This window comes from Actinoplanes sp. L3-i22, from assembly GCF_019704555.1.
Taxonomy (GTDB): domain Bacteria; phylum Actinomycetota; class Actinomycetes; order Mycobacteriales; family Micromonosporaceae; genus Actinoplanes.
Window position 1 is genome coordinate 6,512,264 of the sequence record NZ_AP024745.1, and the last position, 16,446, is coordinate 6,528,709.

At 72.4% G+C, this 16,446-nt stretch carries 12 protein-coding genes; 5 read left to right on the top strand and 7 right to left on the bottom strand.

Features of this window, described 5'->3' with window-relative positions:
* Positions 1 to 543 precede the first annotated feature (543 nt).
* The 4 genes from L3i22_RS54425 to L3i22_RS29355 form a co-directional block, all read right to left on the bottom strand.
* The gene (locus tag L3i22_RS54425) at positions 544 to 3,447 is read right to left on the bottom strand and encodes an AAA family ATPase (protein ID WP_221320759.1); all 2,904 of its coding nucleotides are present in this window, start codon (positions 3,445 to 3,447) and stop codon (positions 544 to 546) included.
* A 65-nt stretch (positions 3,448 to 3,512) separates the two neighbouring features.
* Entirely contained in the window at positions 3,513 to 4,709 is a 1,197-nt protein-coding gene (locus L3i22_RS29345; protein WP_221320760.1) for a helix-turn-helix transcriptional regulator, read from the bottom strand.
* A 50-nt stretch (positions 4,710 to 4,759) separates the two neighbouring features.
* Positions 4,760 to 5,005, bottom strand: coding sequence for a hypothetical protein (locus L3i22_RS29350; protein WP_255657244.1), 246 nt, complete (start codon positions 5,003 to 5,005; stop codon positions 4,760 to 4,762).
* Positions 5,006 to 5,105: 100 nt separating this feature from the next.
* Positions 5,106 to 5,387: a hypothetical protein gene (locus L3i22_RS29355; RefSeq protein WP_221320761.1), complete on the bottom strand. Its 282-nt coding sequence runs from the start codon at positions 5,385 to 5,387 to the stop codon at positions 5,106 to 5,108.
* 71 nt (positions 5,388 to 5,458) lie between these two features.
* Between L3i22_RS29355 and L3i22_RS29360 the strand changes: the two genes are divergently transcribed.
* Positions 5,459 to 6,151 (top strand): hypothetical protein, encoded by a 693-nt coding sequence (locus tag L3i22_RS29360; RefSeq protein ID WP_221320762.1) that lies wholly within the window; start codon positions 5,459 to 5,461, stop codon positions 6,149 to 6,151.
* 123 nt (positions 6,152 to 6,274) lie between these two features.
* On the opposite strand, the gene L3i22_RS29365 is transcribed toward L3i22_RS29360, so the two are convergent.
* The gene (locus L3i22_RS29365; protein WP_221320763.1) at positions 6,275 to 7,240 is read right to left on the bottom strand and encodes an alpha/beta hydrolase; all 966 of its coding nucleotides are present in this window, start codon (positions 7,238 to 7,240) and stop codon (positions 6,275 to 6,277) included.
* A gap of 276 nt (positions 7,241 to 7,516) precedes the next feature.
* On the opposite strand from L3i22_RS29365, the gene L3i22_RS29370 reads away from it, so the two are divergent.
* The 3 genes from L3i22_RS29370 to L3i22_RS29380 all read left to right on the top strand — a co-directional run bounded on the left by L3i22_RS29370 (position 7,517) and on the right by L3i22_RS29380 (position 13,651).
* Positions 7,517 to 9,790: a bifunctional diguanylate cyclase/phosphodiesterase gene (locus L3i22_RS29370; RefSeq protein WP_221320764.1), complete on the top strand. Its 2,274-nt coding sequence runs from the start codon at positions 7,517 to 7,519 to the stop codon at positions 9,788 to 9,790.
* Between the two features lie 151 nt (positions 9,791 to 9,941).
* A complete protein-coding gene (locus tag L3i22_RS29375; protein WP_255658725.1) occupies positions 9,942 to 11,582 on the top strand; it encodes a GNAT family N-acetyltransferase in 1,641 nt (546 codons plus the stop codon).
* Between the two features lie 98 nt (positions 11,583 to 11,680).
* Positions 11,681 to 13,651: a protease pro-enzyme activation domain-containing protein gene (locus tag L3i22_RS29380; RefSeq protein WP_221320766.1), complete on the top strand. Its 1,971-nt coding sequence runs from the start codon at positions 11,681 to 11,683 to the stop codon at positions 13,649 to 13,651.
* Between the two features lie 60 nt (positions 13,652 to 13,711).
* On the opposite strand, the gene L3i22_RS29385 is transcribed toward L3i22_RS29380, so the two are convergent.
* The gene (locus L3i22_RS29385; RefSeq protein ID WP_221320767.1) at positions 13,712 to 14,626 is read right to left on the bottom strand and encodes a hypothetical protein; all 915 of its coding nucleotides are present in this window, start codon (positions 14,624 to 14,626) and stop codon (positions 13,712 to 13,714) included.
* A gap of 49 nt (positions 14,627 to 14,675) precedes the next feature.
* On the opposite strand from L3i22_RS29385, the gene L3i22_RS29390 reads away from it, so the two are divergent.
* Positions 14,676 to 15,503: a patatin-like phospholipase family protein gene (locus L3i22_RS29390; RefSeq protein ID WP_221320768.1), complete on the top strand. Its 828-nt coding sequence runs from the start codon at positions 14,676 to 14,678 to the stop codon at positions 15,501 to 15,503.
* Position 15,504: 1 nt separating this feature from the next.
* On the opposite strand, the gene L3i22_RS29395 is transcribed toward L3i22_RS29390, so the two are convergent.
* Entirely contained in the window at positions 15,505 to 16,380 is an 876-nt protein-coding gene (locus tag L3i22_RS29395; protein WP_221320769.1) for a LysR family transcriptional regulator, read from the bottom strand.
* Positions 16,381 to 16,446: the final 66 nt, after the last annotated feature.

Below are 16,446 nucleotides of genomic sequence, written 5' to 3' on the forward strand. Positions count from 1 at the left end.
CGTCGGGTCGGCGGCGGCCGGGAGAGGGCCAGCGGGAGGTGCCTCGGCAGGGGCAGCGGCGGCGGGAGGTGCCTCGGCGGGGAGAGTGGCGGCGGCGCGTTCGCGGATCTGGCGTAGGCGCTCGGCGTGCCGTCGCTTCAGGCCCCACGCGCGATGCCTTTCGTGCTCCCGGCGGAATTCATCGCGGCTCGCCGAATAATTACGGGACAGAGTCCGGTCCCGCATCCGACTGGTATCGCTCCTGCTGAACAACGATAATTGCGTCGCCTGCGCCATACCTAAATTGTCCCGCTCTTCACGGAACAAGTGTAAGTATTCGATCATGCCATTCGCAGAAAATCACGAAAAAGACCAGCGACCCTAGTCATATAATCGTGCCAGCTAAATGCAACACCAGCCACCCAGAACCACAACCGGCGCCACCAGCCACAACCGGCCGCCACGCCGCCTGGCAAGCCACCCTCGACCCACAACAATGCCCAACCCTAATCGCCACCAGAAGCCCCCGCAATGTCGATCAGAAAAACCGATCGAGAGGCCACCTCAGGAAGACTCACCCCGATAAAGCAACGCCGCCTCCCACCGATTCCCCACCCCCAACTTCGCCAAAACATTAGAAACATGCACACTGACAGTCTTCTCCGAAATATCCAGACTACGAGCAATCCGCCCATTCGTATAACCAAGCGCAATCAACTCCAAAACCTGCCCCTCCCGCCGGGTCAACCCCCACCGAACAACCGGCACCGCCAGAACCGGCCCCGACTCCAGCACCACCCCCGCCAGCTCAGCCATCCGACTCAACTCCCGGGTAACCCCCCGAGCCCCCAACCCCTCAGCCACCCGAGCCGCCCCCACAAGCTCCTTGTGAAGAGCCGAAGTAGCCCCCCGCCGAAGCAGACAATCCGCCAGCCGAACCCGAGCCTGAACTTCCGGATACGGATGCCCCATCACCCGCCACGTCTCCACCACCGCACCCCAGGCCGCCTCCTGAGGCTCCCCCCGAACCCGGAGCAGCGAAGCCCCGGCAACCTGACTCAACGCCTCAGCAACCGGAAGCGCCCCAGCCCGACGCAACTCCGCCATCGACTCGGAAACCCGCTCCGCAAGCGATTCCGCCCACCCGAGCCAATGCTCAGGAGCCGCCTGCCGGGCAAACGCCTCCCCCGCCGCCTGCAACCCGCAAACCGCCAGCCGAAGCGCCGGAAATGCCCCTTCCCCATCCCCCAGCTTGGCCAGCCCTTCATCCACCGCGCGCCGGGCCGCGCGCCAATTCCCTTCAGCGATCTCCAACGCCGCCAGCGCCGAATAGGCATGACCCACGAAGTCCTGATCGGTCTTCCCCACCGACCGGCTCATCACGAGATCCAGAATCCCCCGAGCCGCCGGCAACTCGTCCCGCGCGACACACACCTCGGCCCGCACATATTGGATGTACAGCGGAAGATCATCAGCCGCTTCCCCGGGCAGCACCTCCCCGATCAGCCGCTCGATCTCGTCCCACCGCCCGAGGTCGAGCAGAATGTCCGCGGCATTCCCGACCAGCACCATCCCGGTCGTCATCCGCAGCCCGAACCCGGCCGCCAGATCACACCCCCGCCGCGCCAGCGCCAGCCCTTCCTCCAGCTCGTTCAACATCTGCAGGCAATAGGTCAGATTTGTGTACGCCCGCAGAATGTTCTCTTTGCTGTCCGTGCTCTCCGCGAGTGCCAGCCCTTCCCGCAGTTGCGTGACCCCGGCCTCCCGCTCCCCCAGGATGAACCGCACGGTCCCGAGCGTGACCAGCAGATATCCCCGCTCCACCGGCGACTCGGCGAGCGCCAGCGCGGCCGACGCCTGCTCGATCGCGGCCCGGTAGTGCCCGCTGAGCATCAGCACCCGCGCGTACACCTCCCCGGCCCGCGCCTGCAGCGCCGGATCGGACAGCCCGTCGAGCAGCGCGATCGCCCGCCGGGCCGCCGCGACCGCACCGGGCGTGTCGTTGGCCCGCCACCGCAGCCGGGCGAGGTGCTCGTGCAGCGCCGCCTGGTCCCGCGGGTCGGACCCGACCATCTGGATCGCCTCGCTGGTCAGCTCCACGGCCCGCTGCGGGTCCCCGGCGTAGTCGAGCACCTCGGCCGCCTCGTCGAGCAGCCGTGGATAGGTGCATTCGCAGAGGTCGGCCGCGTCCGGCACCCGCCGCCACAGGTCGAGCACCCGGCCGTACTGCCGGCGCGCCTCGGCGTAGGCGTGCACGGTCGCCGCCGACCGGGCCGCCCGCAGGGTCCAGAACAGCGCGTCGTCGTCCTTCTGCCCGTGGAACCAGTGGTGGGCGAGTTCGGCCTGGACGATCGGCGACGCGTCGGGGCCGGCCGAGCCGGCCAGCGCGGCGGCGACCGCCCGGTGCAGGCCGGCCCGTTCACCGGGCAGCAGGTCCTGGTAGAACGTCTCGGCGGTGAGCGAGTGCCGCAGCTGGTAGCTCTCCTCCGTGGTACGCACGAGCACCTGCCGGGTCACCGCGTCGCGCACGCCGGAGCGCAGGGCCGGGCCGGCCAGGCCGCTCGCGGCTTCCAGGAGCGCGCCGGAGACCGGCCGGCCGGCGGCGGCGACCACGCCGACCACCTGCTGGCCCTCGTCGGAGAGCCCGTCGACCCGCATCATCAGCAGGTCGCGCAGGTGGTCGGGGACCGGGCCGCCGGGGTTGCGGCGTTCGGCGGCGAGGATCTCCTGGGCGAGGAACGCGTTGCCGCCGGAGCGTTCGTGGACCTTGGCCACCACCTCCGGAGCGAGGTCGCCGCCGAGCAGTTCGCCGAGGTCGTCCCGGCCGAAGCGGCCGAGCTCCAGGTAGGTGGAGGACCGGCCGCGGATCAGCTCCCCGAAGACCACCCGGTGCCGGGAGTCCTCGTTGAGCTCGTCGGTGCGGAAGGTCCCGGCCAGCAGCACCGGCACCCGCCGGAGGTTACGGCTCAGGAACAGCAGCAGGTCGAGCGACGACGCGTCGGCCCAGTGCAGGTCCTCGAGGAGCAGGACGAGCGGCCGTTTCGCGGCGAGCCGCCCGAGCAGTTCGAGGAAGAGCGAGAACAGGTGCGCGCGGGCCAGTTGCCCGCCCTCGGAGGGCCGGCCGGCGTCGGACAGCGCCGGGATCAGCGCGGAGAGCGCGGCCTGGTCCCCGCGGGCGCCGTCGACCAGCGCGTCCGCGCCGACCGCCGCCTCGACCGCGTGCATCGCGGCGAGCCACGGACTGTACGGCAGCTCGCCGGCCCCGACCGACACGCACGCGCCCCGGGCGAGCAGCAGGTCCTGCCCGTCGCAGCGGTCCTCGAACTCCTCGATCAGGCTGGTCTTGCCGACCCCGGCCTCGCCGGCGATCAGGACGGTCCGGGGGTCACCCCGGATCGCGTCGCCGAGTGCCCCGGCGAGGGCCGCGAGTTCGGCCGCACGCCCCACGAAGCCCTTCCACGCCGGCATGCCTCCTTTCTATCCCGGTTTCGACCCGCGGGATAGGACCGGTCCGAGCGCGAGATCGGAACGATTCACGCGTAAGACAGGACCGGGAAGACGTGGGCCAACTGCGCCCGGTTGGCCACCCCGAGCTTGCGATACACCTTGGACAGGTGGAACTCGACCGTCTTCGGGCTGAGGAACAGCTGCTCGGCGGTCTCCCGGGTGGACACCCCGGTGGCCACGATCCGGGCGACCTCGAGCTCCGCGGGGGTCAGCCCGGGCCGGCTGAGAGTCTCCGCGGTCCCGTTCAGCTCCCGCTCGGCGCGCTGCAGCCACGGCGTCGCGTCGAGGTCCTGGAACGTGTCGCGGGCGAGCCGCAGCTGATTGCGGGCGGCCCGCCGGTCGCCGTCGCGGCGCAGCCGTTCGCCGTGCGAAAGGTGCACCCGCGCGTTGTCGAACGGCAGGTCCATCGCGTCGTGCAGCCGGGTCGCCCGGGCGAAGCAGTCGCCGGCGCCGTTCGGGCTGGTCAGGCCGAGGACCCGCCAGGCGTTCGCAGCGATCGGCGCGGTGCTGGAGCGGGTCATCCCGTGCAGGGTGCTCAGGTCGCGCGGGCTCAGCGCGCGGTTCCGGATCAGGCGGCACTCCAGCAGGTCAGGAAGGAATTCGGCCGCCGGCGCGGCCTCTTCCGAGGCATCCGGGCGGCGGTGGGCCAGGCCGGCGAGCAGCGCGAGGCCGATGCCCACCGGGTCCGACGGCGAGGGTACGACGTCAGCCCCGGCATGTCCGCTCAACACGTTCAGCAGCGTCCGGGTGTGCCGCGCCCGCGCCACCGCCTGCTCGTCCCCGTACAGCGGCGCCAGCGTGAGGGCCTGCTCCGCGTCCGCGGCCGCCCCGGCCAGGTCCCCGGCCCGGGCCAGCGCCCAGCTCCGCATCGACAGCACGCTCGGCAGCCGCCGGATCGCCCCGGTCGCCCAGAACCGGCCGGCGATCGCCGCTAGGCCCCGTTCCGCCGCCCGGTAGCGGCCCCGCGCCATCTCCCGCCGCGCGTCCGCCACCGCGTCGCCGACCAGCGGCGCCCGCAGCGGCTCCCCGGTCGCGGCGGCGCGGCGCAGCAGGTCGGCGGCCCGGCCGGGCTCGCCGGCCAGTTGCGCGTCGGCGGCCGCCAGGGTCAGCAGCCGGCGGCGGCCGTCCTGGGCCACCTCGGCGGCCAGCTCCAGGGCGGCCGCCGCCGCGGCGTGTCCGGTCGCGCCGCGGGCCACCGTGGAAAGATGCTCCAGGATCTCCACGGTCGGACGCTCGGCAAGGGCGGCCACCGGACGGGGGCCGGCGAGGGCGGTCATCGCGGGCCGCCGAACGCGGTCGCGATCACCCGGCGGGCCCAGGCCATTCGCCGTACGGCGAACTCCGGCACCTCGCCGTAGCAGGCCGCCACCTCGGCCGCGCAGCCCCGTGATCCGTGGTAGTCGCGGACCATCGCGCGGACAATGGCGTCGACCTCGTCCCGGGCCGGCCGGGATCCGGTCGGCAGATCACTGACGAACAGCGCGTCGGTGCGCGCCACGCTCAGCATCATCGCGGACATCACTCGCTCCCCCCGCCGTTTCCGGCTTTCCTGGAGAGCTTCGGGCGCGCGCCCGCCCGTACGTTAGGAAGGTCTTCCTAGCCCGCGGCGGCACGCCTCCCTAGTCGGCCGGCTCGACCTCCCTAGAGCGGCCGCGGCGCCGCCAGGCGACGATCGCGAAGTTGAGCCAGATCGCGGCGGCGAGGATGCCCTTGGTGGTGCGCTCGAGCCCCGGCCGGTTCTCCCCGGCCAGCGCGTCACCGGTCCAGATGACCGCCATCAGGATCAGCCACCAGTAGCTGCGCAGCGGCGGCAGCCGGTCGGCCTTCACCATGATCGGCGACCACAGCGTGGCCAGTCCGATCAGCACGGCCAGCACCAGCAGCCACATCAGCCACGTCATGCGCACCAGTATGTGGTACACGATCATCGATGGCCGACCCGCCGTCGTCACCGGGGCGTCATGATCGCAGGATGTCCGACCGCGCTGTCGTCCAGAAACTGATCAACGAGGCGGCCCGAGCCACGCTCGCGCCGCTCGGGCTGAGGCAGAAGGGCCGGTCCCGGCTCTGGTTCGACGACCGCGGCTGGTCCCTGATCGTCGTCGAATTCCAGCCCGGCCGCGGTCCCGGCACCTACCTGAACGTCGGCGTGATGTGGCTGTGGGCCGAGCGGAACCACTGGGCTTTCGACGAGGGCGCTCGGGTGTACTGGCGCGACGACGAGACGTTCACGTACCGGCCCGAATATGGCGAGCGCGGCTGGAACCAGCATGTCGGCTTCATCCGGGCCGGCCATTTCGCGCGGGACGTCGCGCCGGCCGCCCGGGTCGCGGCAGCCGTGGTGCGGCATTTGCGGGAGCGGTTCCCGGACCTCGCCGCGACCGCGGCCGAGCTGGCGGGCGCTTCGGCCAAGGTGGGCCAGGATCCGCTGTGGCACGCCTACCATGCCGGCGCCGCGGCCGCGCTCGGCGGCGATCCGGCGTTGTCCGACCGCTTCCTGGCCGAGGTTGCCTCGACGGACTCGTCCCGGCCGTGGGCGGTCGACCTGGCCCGGGGGGCCGCCGAGCTCCTCCGATGTGATCACGCCGCCCGGCGGGACCGCCTGGTCGCCACCATCGGGCGCACCCGCGCCCTGCTCGCGGTGCCGCCGGTGACAGCGGGGTGAGAGCGGTTCGAGAGCGGGGTGCGGGAGCATCGGGCGCGCCGGGCGGGGTGCGGACGCCCCCAAGCCCCGCCCGGCCCGTGCGCGGGCCCGTATCGGGGAGGGGCCCGCGCACGGTGCACATCCTCAGCTCAGGGTCTGGATCACCCCGCCGGTGAGCAGCGACTGGTAGTAGGCGCCGCCCGGGTAGTACGACGCCGTCGTCGTCCCGTCGGCCGCGTCGATCGCCCAGTTCACCGCGAGGGTCTGCAGCGCCGCCACGTTCGCCGCCTTCGACGTGCCCGCGGTGAGCGTGCACAGGAAGTTCGTGCTGGCGCCCTCGGCGTCGCAGTGCGAGCCGGTGGTCAGCCGCACGCCGAGGAAGTCCCGGTCCAGCCGGTCGGTCAGCTCGACGGTGCCGCTGGCGTTGCTGTTGGCCAGGTACGGCGGCGACGAGATCGCCCGGATCGGCAGGGTCGTGCCCGCCAGCCCGGTCAGGCCGGTGGCCATGTTGTCGCCGGCGATCGACTTGACCGGGTCCAGCAGCTGCAGGTACCTCAGGTGGGCGAAGGCGGCCGGATACGTCGTACGCAAAATCTCGGCGATGTAGGTGACCGCCTCCCCGCCGGCGGAATGACCAGCGAGGATGTAGTTTGCCGGCAGCGTGCTGCCGGTTCTTCCGGCGGTCCTGGCCGCCGCGGCATAGCTGGTGGCGAGCGCCGCACCGGGATCGGCGGCCTGGCCGATCCACGCGGCGACGTTGCTCAGGAACACGGTGTTGTTGCCGAGGTTGTTGACGGTGCAGCCGTAGATGTCCGCGGACGGCAGGGTCGGCGCGAAGACCAGAAAGCCGGCGGCCTGGTACCTACGGGCCAGGTCGGCGACGTTCGCGTTCGATCGGGAGAAGCCGTGCTGCAGGTAGACGAGGGCTTTCGGGCTGGTGGTGGCCGGGAAGTACCAGTCGGCGTCGGGCGTGTAGGTGAACGTGTAGCAGGGGACGGTGATCGATCCGTCGACCTCGGTGGCCGCGGCGTGGGCGGCGGCGGGAGCGGCCGTGAGGGTGGCAGCGGATAGGGCGAGAGCAGCGAGAACACGGCGCAGCGACCGGAACACGGGACCTCCATGGGGTCATCCGTAACACTCTCCGAAACAGTGTTTCCATTAGCGTGCGTCCATCGGGAACTGTCAAGGGCTCCGCCCGGGGCGCCGGACCGTCACCGATATCGATCACGCCGGCAGCGCAACAGCCGCTCACGCACCCCCCGCCGAGCGGTAGGGTCGTGCACCGCGATCTTGTATTTCGACCGAATTTGCTCACTCAACCTCAAGCGGGCCCCGAAGTGGCCGATCGTCGAGCACAAGGAGCAAGACGCCCGGATGAGGAGGAGCATGATCGGCTGGTCGGCGGTGATCCGTCACGCCCGCGCCGCTGCCTTCCTCACCGGCCTGCTGGTGCTGGTGTTCAGCGTGTTCTCCAGCGCGCTCGCGGCCCGCGAGAAGCAGGTCGCCACCCAGGACCATGCCCTCGACCTGACCCTCGGGCAGCAGGTCGCGGCGGTCAAGAACTACTTCGAGCAGTCCCGCGCGATCGCCGAGGTGCTCGCCGACAGCCCGGTGTTCATCGACTTCTACCAGGCGCCCGGCACCACCGAGCAGAAGATCGCCAAGGGCGGTCCGCTGCTGGAGCGGGTCGACGACGCGCTCGCCTACCTGGAGCAGCTCTACCCCGGCCGGATCGGCGAGGCCTGCTTCGTCGACAGCGACGGCCGGCAGATCGCCCGGATCGTCGACGGCGTGCCGTCCAAGGCCGCCGAGCTGCGGCAGTACGAGAACAAGACGCAGTACTTCAACCCGACGCTGAACCTCGGGCCGGAGCGGGTCTACCAGGCCCAGGCCTACGAGTCACCGGACACCCACCACGCGGTCATCTCCAACTCGATCGTCGTCTCGGCCAGCGGGCACACCGGCATCGTGCACTTCGAGATGGCCCTGGACAGCCTGCGGATGCCGGCCACCACCGGCGGGCGGGCCGCGTCGATCATCGACGCCGGCACCGGCCGGGTGATGGTCGACTCGCGGGCCGCGACCAGCACCACCGGCACCGGCGACCAGACGTTCGACCCGCTGGTCAAGCACGGCGGCCTGGCCGGCATGACCACGCTGGAGGACCGCCGGGTGGCGTACCAGCGACTGCCGGCCACCCTGAACAACGCCAACGACTGGTACGTCGCGGTCTCCGCCCCGGTCTACGGCGCCGGCTGGACCCGCGGCTTCAGCGTCGGCTCGCTCGCGCTGCTGCTCGGCGCCCTGGTCACGATCCTGGTCTCCGGCGTGAGCTGGCGCAGCCACATGCGCTCGGTGCGCCGGGCCGCGACCCACGACGCGCTCACCGGCCTGCCGAACCGGGCGCTGTTCACCGAGCGGACCCAGGCCGCCCTGCGCGGCGGCCGGCCCGCCGCCACCCTGATCATCAACCTGCGCGGCTTCCGGAACGTCAACGACGTGCTCGGCCACAAGCACGGCGACCAGCTGCTCAACCAGGTCGCCCAGCGGCTGTCCGACGGGGCCCCGGCCGGCGCCACGGTGGCCCGGGTCGGCGGCGCGGACGACTTCGCCGTGCTGCTGCCCGGCGCCGACCTGGCCGGGGCGCGGGCGACCGCCGAGGCGCTGCTGGCCGTCCTGCACCGGACGTTCCTGATCGACGACTTCCACGTCGACGTGGAGGCGAACGCCGGCCTGGCCGCCGCCCCGGAGCACGGCGCCGACGCGGAGACCCTGCTGCGGCACGCCGACAACGCGCTGCACCTGGCGAAGGAGCAGGCCAGCGGCGTCCAGCAGTACGACGCCGAGCACGACGGGAACACCGCCAGCCGCCTGGAGCTGCTCGGCGACCTGCGCCGCGCGATCGGCACCGCCGACCAGCTGTCGCTGCACTACCAGCCGAAGGTGTCGCTGGCGACCGGCCGGGTCACCGGCGCCGAGGCGCTGATCCGCTGGCAGCACCCGGTCCGCGGCAAGGTGTTCCCGGACGTGTTCATCCCGATGGCCGAGTCGACCAGCCTGATCCACCCGCTGACCAGTTACGTGCTGGAGCTCGCGGTGGCCCAGGCGAAGACCTGGGCGGACCGGGGCACCCCGATCCCGGTCGCGGTCAACCTGTCCACCCGCTGCCTGCTCGACCCGGGCTTCGCCGCCCAGGTCTTCGGCCTGCTCTACCGGACCGGGCTGCCGGCCTCGCTGCTCAAGCTGGAGATCACCGAGAGCGTGGCGATGGCCGACCCGGAGAAGGCGCTGACCGTGCTGCGCGCCCTGCACGACGGCGGGATCAGCCTCTCCATCGACGACTTCGGCACCGGGCACTCGTCGATGACGTACCTGCAGCACCTCCCGGTCGACGAGTTGAAGATCGACAAGTCGTTCGTGCAGGCGATGGCGACCAGCCACGGCGACGAGGTGCTGGTCCGTACGGCGATCACGCTCGCGCACAACCTGGGCCTGTCGGTGGTCGCCGAGGGCGTCGAGGACGAGGCCGCGGTGATCGCGCTGCGGGCGCTGGACTGCGACATCGCGCAGGGCTACCACTACGCGCGGCCGATGCCGGTGCCCGATTTCGATCAGTGGCTCGCGGACTACACGGCCAAGCTCGCGGCCCGGGTCGCCTGAATCCACCAGCCATGCCAAAGCCTGTCGCATCGATCGGGAACACTTCTCAGCGCGGGAGGATCCGGGCAGGATGAGCGGAGGCCCCGGTCGTCGCGGGGCCACCGGCCCGGCGCCACGGGACAGGCGTCCAGACCCGAAGGCCGTGATCACGATGACCGTCACCGCCTACGAACTTGCGTCCGACGGCGGGCTCGTCACCATCCGCCTCGCCCGGCCCGGCGACCGCACCGGCCCGCTGCGTTTCACGCTCGCCGCGCACGCCGACGAGCACCTGACCCTGGTCGCGCTGGACGGGCCCGCCCTGATCGGGGCGGCGGCCTGCGCCCGGCTCGGCGAGGGCAGCCCGACCGCGGAGGTGGTCTGCCACGTCGCCCCGCACCACCGCGGGCGCGGCATCAGCACGCTGCTGCTCGATCACCTGTCCGCCCGGGCCCGCCCGGTCGGCATCACCGAGTTCGTCGGCGAGATCCCGGACCGCGGCGTGGAGCTGCGGCCGCTGCTCGAACCCCGCTCGGTCGTGGTGATCGGGGCCGGGTCGCGGCACGGCGGCGCCGGCCACGAGACGTTGCGCGCGCTGCGCGACTACGGCTTCGCCGGCCGGCTGTACGCGGTCAACCCGGCCGGCCGCCCGGTCTGCGGCATCCCGGCGCACCGCGGCGTCTCCGACCTGCCCGAGATCCCGGACCTGGCGGTCGTCGCCGTCCGGGCCGATCTCGTCCCGGCCGCGCTCAAGGAGGCCGGCCAGTTCGGGGTGCGCTGCGCGGTGGTGCTGAGCAAGGGCTTCGGGCCGTCCGGCCCGGTGAACCGGCAGCGCCGCGCCGAGGTCCTGCAGATCGCCCGCGAGCAGGGCATCCGGGTGCTCGGGCCGAGCAGCATCGGCGTGCTCAGCACCGCCGAGCGGGCCCGGCTCAACGCCTGCCTGTCCCCGGAGCGGCCGCCGGCCGGCGGGCTCGCGGTCGCGTCGCAGTCCGGCGCGGTCGGCATCGCCCTGCTCGCCGACGCGGCCCGCAGCGGCTGCGGGCTGTCCGGCTTCGTGTCGCTCGGCGAGGTGCTCGACATCGACGAGAACGACCTGGTCGCGTACTGGTTCGACGACCCGGGCACGCACGCGGTCGCGCTCTGCCTGGAGTCGATCCGGGACCCGGGCGAGTTCGCCCGGATGGTCCACGCCCTCGGCCGGCGCAAGCCGGTCCTCGCGGTCACCCGGGCCGGCGCCCTGCTCGAACAGGCCGGCGTCATCTGCACCACCGGCATCGGCGAGATGCTGGACACCGCCCGGGTGCTGATCGGCCAGCCCCCGCCGGCCGGCGCGCGGATGGCGATCGTCGGCAACGGCGGCGGCCTGACCGCGCTCGCCGCCGATCGGGCCGAGGCGTCCGGGTTCACCCTGCTGCCGCTGACCACGCCGACCCGCCGCCAGGTGCCGCGCGGCCGGGACAACCCGATCGACCTCGGCATCGACGCGAGCCCGGCGGCGATCGCGTCGGCCGCCGAGTGCGTCGCGAACAGCGGTGAGGTCGACATCCTGCTGCTGATGATCGTCGGGACCCGGGCGAACTGCCCGATCGGGATCATGACGGCCCTCGGCTCGGTCGTCGACAACCATCCCGACGTGACCATCGCGGCCGTGCTGACCGGCGGGAACGACGGGATCCAGACGTTCGGCGAGCGGGGCGCGCCGGTCTATCCGGAGGCCGAGCGGGCGCTCCGGGCGCTGGCCTACGCGCACCGCTACGCGCTCTGGCGGCAGCAGCCGCTGGGCCGGCGGCCCCGCCTGGAGGCCGCCTCGTGACAGCTTTTTAACGACCGGAAATCTTGACTCCGTCGATGGACGGGAGTTGCGTGTCACCTACGGCTTCACATAACGAAGTTACGTAGGGAGACACCTGCATGTTGATCCCATCCAGACTGAGGTACCGGGTCACCGCCGTCGTCGCGCTGGGCGCGGCCGTCGTCTCGGTCGCCGGCGCGACCCCCGCGCAGGCCTCGCGGCCGGGCCGGCACACCCTCAACGGCAGCAAGCCCCGGTGGATCGGCCGGGCGAAGGACGCCGGCACGCCGGCCGCCGCCAGCACCGTCAATTTCGGCCTGCTGCTCACCGTGCGCGACCAGGCCGCCGCGGAGGCGCAGCTCGCCGCCCTGTCCGACCCGGACGGCGCGAGCTACGGCAAGTACCTGACCGACGCCCAGTTCACCGCGGCGTACGCCCCGTCGGCCGCCGACGTGAAGTCGGTGACGTCCTGGCTCGCCGGCCAGGGCCTGCGGGTCCGGGACACGCTCGCCGGCGGCCTGTACGTCGAGGCGTCCGGCACCGTGGCCCAGATCGACAAGACCTTCGGCACCACCGTGCGCGACTACACCTACCAGGGCACCACGGTCCACGCGAACAGCACCGACCTGTCCCTGCCCGAGGACGCGCCGGCCGTGGTGACCGGCCTGGTCAACGCGGTCGTCGGCATCGACCAGGGCTCGCTGCTGAAGAAGCCGGCCGAGACGCTGCCGCCGCCGGCCGACGGGTTCCGGGCGGCCACGCCCTGCTCGTCGTACTACGGCGAGAAGACCGCGACCACCCTCCCGGCCGCGCCGGACGGCAAGAAGAAGCCGTACGTCGTCTGCGGCTACACCCCGAAGCAGTACCAGAGCGCGTACGGTGTCACCGACCAGCTCAAGCAGGGGCTCGACGGCCGGGGCGTCACGGTCGCGGTCACCGACGCGTACGCCTCCCCCACGATCGCCAAGGACCTGGCGACCTACAGCCGCAAGTACGGCCTGCCGGCCCTCAAGCCCGGCCAGTTCTCCCAGATCACCCCCGCGCCCGACGGCTACAACAACGTCGAGGAGTGCGACGCCGCCGGCTGGTACGGCGAGGAGACCCTGGACATCGAGGCCGTGCACACGATGGCCCCGGGCGCGAAGATCGTCTACGTCGGCGCGAGCGACTGCTTCGCCGGCATCGACGAGGCCTGGGCACAGACCATCGACGACCACGTCGCCGACATCGTCACCAACTCGTGGGGCTCCGGCACCGACGACGTCGCGCTGCTCGGCGCCGAGACGGTCAAGTTCTACCAGCTGTTCTCGCTGAAGGCGGCGCTGACCGGGATCACCGTCGACTTCTCCAGCGGCGACGCCGGCGACCAGACCTCGGGCGGCACCGACCTGCCGTCGAAGTCGGTCAGCTTCCCGTCCGACCTGCCGTACGTGACCGCGGTCGGCGGCACCAGCGTCGGCATCGACAAGCGGGGCGAGCGCGTCTGGGAGCACGGCTGGCAGAACGCGTACCAGACCCTGACCAACGGCGCGTGGGCCCCGTCCGCCTACACCTCCGGCGGCGGTGGCGGCACCAGCATCCTGTTCCCGCAGCCGTTCTACCAGAAGGGCAAGGTACCGGGTTCGATCTCCAAGTACTTCTCGCCGACCCCGGCACGGGCCACCCCGGACATCTCGATGCCCGGTGACCCGAACACCGGCTTCCGGGTCGGCCAGACCCAGACGTTCCCGGACGGGGTCTACTACGACGAGTACCGGATCGGCGGCACCAGCCTGGCGTCCCCGCTGCTCGCCGGCGTGCAGGCGGTCGCCGACCAGAAGGCGCGGCACCCGCTCGGCTTCGTGAACCCGCTCTACTACCGCGAGCTGGGCACCTCGGCGCTGAACGACATCACGGCGCCGCGCACCCCGCTCTACGAGGCCCGCGCCAACTACGTCAACGGCGTGGACGCCTCCGAGGGCCGCGCGTACATCCTGCGCCAGGTGGACGTGCAGTCCACCACGATCCACAGCACGCCGGGCTACGACGCCGAGACCGGCGTCGGCGTACCGGGGGAGAAGTTCTTCGCGGCCGTTCCCGGCCGCTGGTGAGATCGGCCGGGCAGGGTTTCCCCGCGGAGACCCTGCCCGGCTCGGCGTCCGCTTCTTCGCTCAGCTCAGAGCTTTGCTTCGGTACGTCGGGAAGTCCGCCCGGCTCAGTCGCATCGCCCCGAGGAACGCGTCCAGCTCCGGCCCGTCCGGCACCGGAACGGCCAGCACCGACGCGCCGACCCGCATCGTCACCACGCCGATCCCCCGGTACCGCGGGTGGTCCTCCACCGCGGCCGCGGTGATCCGCGGGCGCGCCAGGATCGTCCGGGCCAGCGAGTGGTCGTCCCCGGCCGGCGTGAACCAGTCCCGCCGGTGCAGCACCTGGATCTCCCGGTCGTCGCCCACCACGATCGACGCGTGCATGGTCATCGGCCGCAGCCGCTGCACGATCGGGCTGAACGGCCCGGCCGCCGGCGACACCACCCGGCGCGCGGCGGCGTGCACCACCCACATCCCGGGCTCCTGCGCGACCACCTCCCGGTACGCCTTGACCAGCGCGATGTCGGACGGCCCGAGGTACGGCTCCGGCCGCGCCACGTCCGGGCCGGGCACCACGCCGAACGGCAGGTACGACTCGCGCAGCAGCCGGGTCAGCTCCAGCACCAGGGGCCGCGACGACCCGTTGTACCGGATCGCGATCGGCGGCCCGTCCAGCGTGTGCAGGGTGTACCGCCCGTCCAGCATCCGCACGCTGTCCTCGATCGCGACGATCCGGTCGAACGGCAGCCGGACCGTCGCGTACCCCGACGCGGTGCGGGTCAGCACGGTGAGCAGCTCGTCCCCGACGGCGATCAGCACGTCGTAGAGGTCCATCGCCGGGTTCGCGTCGCGCCGCTCGATGTTCCGCGGCACCTTCAGTACCAGCCGGAACGCCGCCGGCTCCAGCTCCGCCGCCCGGAACAGCCGCGGCACCTCGTCAACCGTCCGCACCGGAACGATCCACGGCCCGAACGCGTCGAACTCCTTGCTGCTCACGACGGCGAACTATAGCGTTCGGGGCCTGCGCTGATTAGCGTTCGGGGGCGTGACCAAGGCTCTCGTTCTCGGCGGCGGTGGCGTGACCGGCATCGCCTGGCATCTCGGACTGCTCTGCGGGCTCCGGCGGGCCGGTGTCCCGCTCGGCGACGCGGACACGATCATCGGCACGTCGGCCGGGTCGGTCGTCGGCACGCTCGTCGCGGCCGGCGTGGACCTGGAGGCCGCGGTGGCGCTGCAGGAGCAGGAGGTGGTCGTGCCGGCCGGGCGGTCCGGGCCGCGCCCCGGCACCTGGATGGCCGCCATGTCCGCCCTGCTCGACCCGTCGATCCCGGCGCGGGAGGCGCGCGCCCGGGTCGGGGCGATGGCGCTGGCCGCGTCCACCGTCGACGAACCGAAGTGGCTCGCGCGGATCGCGGAGCAGCTGCCGGCCCGCGAGTGGCCGGCCGGGGACCTGCGGATCGTCGTCGTGGACACCGCCGACGGGCAGGACACCGTGCTCGACGCGGCGTCCGGCGCGCCGCTGCTGCAGGCGGTCGCGGCGAGCTGCGCGGTGCCGGGGCTGATGCCGCCGGTGACGATCGGCGACCGCCGGTTCATGGACGGTGGCGTGCGGCTGGGCGCCGGGGCCGACCTGGCCGCCGGGGCGGACCGGCTGGTGGTGCTCGCGCCGATGGCGATGCTGACCCGGGACCGGATCCTCGACGAGATGGCCGCCTCGGGGGCGGCGAAGACGCTGCTGATCGAGCCGGATCCGCTCGCGCTGGAGGCGTTCGGGCCGAACTTCATGGATCCGGTGCGCCGGCCCGCGGCGGTCCGGGCCGGACTGCGCCAGGCGGGCGACCTGGCTGACGCCGTACGGACGATGTGGTGGTGATCTAAACCGATTTCAACATCGACACCGCGGCGCGGCCGGGACCGGTCCGCGCGACCGACTCGCGGATGATCACGTGGATGGACCGGACCGGCGTCGGGCGCACCACCGGGATGATCACCACGCCGGGCGGCGGCAGGTCGGCGCCGAGCGCGGGCAGCACGGTGATGCCGATGCCGGCCGCCGCGAAGGCGAGCGCGGACCGGTAGTCGTGCGCCTCGACGTGGAACGCGGGCCGGAAGCCGACCGCGGCGCACGCGTCGAGCGCGACCCGCCGGCAGTGGCCGTGGCTGAAGTCGTTGTCGATCCAGCGCTCGGCCGCCAGCTCGGCGAGCTCGATCTCGGCCCGGCCGGCCAGAGGATGACCGTCGGGCAGGACGACGACGTACGGATCGTCGCGCAGATGTTCCGCGACGAAGCCGGCCCGCGCCGGCACGTCCCCGGTCACCACCAGCTGCAGGTCGGGCCGCTCGTCGACCCGGTCGGCGATCTCGTCGCAGAGCCGCAGGTCCAGCCGCACCCCGGGGAAGTCCCTGGTCAGCCCGGTCACCAGGGCCGGCATCCAGACGACGCCGGCCGACGGGAAGTACGCGATCGACAGCGACCCGGTCCGCCCCGACCGCAGGTTCGCGACCAGCTCCTCGGCGGCGCCGACCCGGGCGAGCAGCTCGTCGGCCTCGGCCGCCAGCGCCAGCCCGGCGGAGGTCGGCCGCAGCCCGCGACCGGCGCGTTCCAGCAGCACCAGCCCGGTCTCGCGCTGCAGCGCGGCGAGGTGCTGGCTGATCGCGGACGGCGTGTAGCCGAGATTCGTGGCGGCGGCGTGCACCGAACCGCTGGCCACCACCGACCGGAAGATCCGCAGACGATGCAGGTCGAGCATCTCCGCACTGTAGCGCGGCTGAACGGTCCACCCGGTCCGGGCAGTCGCACTGAAGTGCCCACAGTG

Excerpts from the sequence above, each read along its gene's own strand:
- L3i22_RS29350 (WP_255657244.1), bottom strand. The coding sequence starts at position 5,005 with ATGTCCGCGATGATGCTGAGCGTGGCGCGCACCGACGCGCTGTTCGTC.
- L3i22_RS29360 (WP_221320762.1), top strand. The coding sequence starts at position 5,459 with ATGTCCGACCGCGCTGTCGTCCAGAAACTGATCAACGAGGCGGCCCGA.
- L3i22_RS29370 (WP_221320764.1), top strand. The coding sequence starts at position 7,517 with ATGATCGGCTGGTCGGCGGTGATCCGTCACGCCCGCGCCGCTGCCTTC.
- L3i22_RS29395 (WP_221320769.1), bottom strand. The coding sequence starts at position 16,380 with ATGCTCGACCTGCATCGTCTGCGGATCTTCCGGTCGGTGGTGGCCAGC.
- L3i22_RS29380 (WP_221320766.1), top strand. The coding sequence starts at position 11,681 with ATGTTGATCCCATCCAGACTGAGGTACCGGGTCACCGCCGTCGTCGCG.
- L3i22_RS29355 (WP_221320761.1), bottom strand. The coding sequence starts at position 5,387 with ATGACGTGGCTGATGTGGCTGCTGGTGCTGGCCGTGCTGATCGGACTG.
- L3i22_RS29375 (WP_255658725.1), top strand. The coding sequence starts at position 9,942 with ATGACCGTCACCGCCTACGAACTTGCGTCCGACGGCGGGCTCGTCACC.
- L3i22_RS54425 (WP_221320759.1), bottom strand. The coding sequence starts at position 3,447 with ATGCCGGCGTGGAAGGGCTTCGTGGGGCGTGCGGCCGAACTCGCGGCC.